Genomic DNA, 797 nt, shown 5'->3' on the forward strand with positions numbered 1-797 from the left:
CAGCGGCCGCGCTCCCCGGCGCCCGCGGGCCTTCCGGCCGCGAAGGCCGTGCTTGTGCGCCGGCCCTCAGGCCAAGGGTGGCTCATGGTGGAGGCCATGCCGATCCGGCCCCGGCTCGATGCGCTGGAGATCATCACCTTCGGGGCCGGCGGCGCGATGCTGCTGGTGCGGGCGCTGGACCCGGCGCCGCGTCCGGTCGCCGATCTCCTCCAGGACATGGGTCTGACCCCGGCCGAGGCGAAGCTTGCCGACGCGGTCGGGCAGGGCGCCGCGCTCAAAAGCGTGGCGGAGGCCCACGCCATCTCCTACGAAACCGCCCGCACCCACCTGCGCGGCATCTTCGGCAAGCTCGGCATCAGCCGGCAGGGCGAACTGGTGGCCATCGTCATGCGCCTCGCCGCGGCCCGCCCCTGAGCCGGACGGCGCGTCCACCGCATCAGGACAGGAAATGCCCCATCGCGACGCCGGCGAGCGCGGCGGAGGCGGCGATGGCGAGCGTCTCCAGCGTGGCGCGCAGCACCGGGCGCTTGCCCACCAGCCCGCGGCCGATGCCGAGCGCCACCAGCAGCACCGTGGTGAGCACCAGCGAGACGATGCGCGCGCTCTCCATGGGCAGGAAGGCGAACGGCAGCACCGGGGTGAAGCCGGCGAACAGGTCGGACACGAACATCCAGAAGGCGTGGGAGGCCGGGCTCGCCCCGTCCTCGGCATCGGCCAGTTCCGCCCGCAGGCCGACGGCGGCGCCGGGGGCACGGGGCGAGGGGCGGCGGCGACCTGGGACACGTCCTGGGGCGCCA

Annotated in this window: 2 protein-coding genes; one reads left to right on the plus strand and one right to left on the minus strand. The window is 74.9% G+C overall.

What is annotated here, in order from left to right:
- The first annotated feature begins 96 nt into the window (after positions 1 to 96).
- On the plus strand, positions 97 to 414 hold the full coding sequence (locus AC2W7M_RS26565) for a helix-turn-helix transcriptional regulator (protein WP_486136185.1): 318 nt from the start codon (positions 97 to 99) through the stop codon (positions 412 to 414).
- A gap of 22 nt (positions 415 to 436) precedes the next feature.
- On the opposite strand, the gene AC2W7M_RS26570 is transcribed toward AC2W7M_RS26565, so the two are convergent.
- Positions 437 to 797: VIT1/CCC1 transporter family protein (locus tag AC2W7M_RS26570; protein ID WP_486136187.1), on the minus strand; the 361-nt coding region annotated here is incomplete at its 5' end.

It is taken from the genome of Xanthobacter sp. BG11Y11_SDJG, from assembly GCF_057364445.1.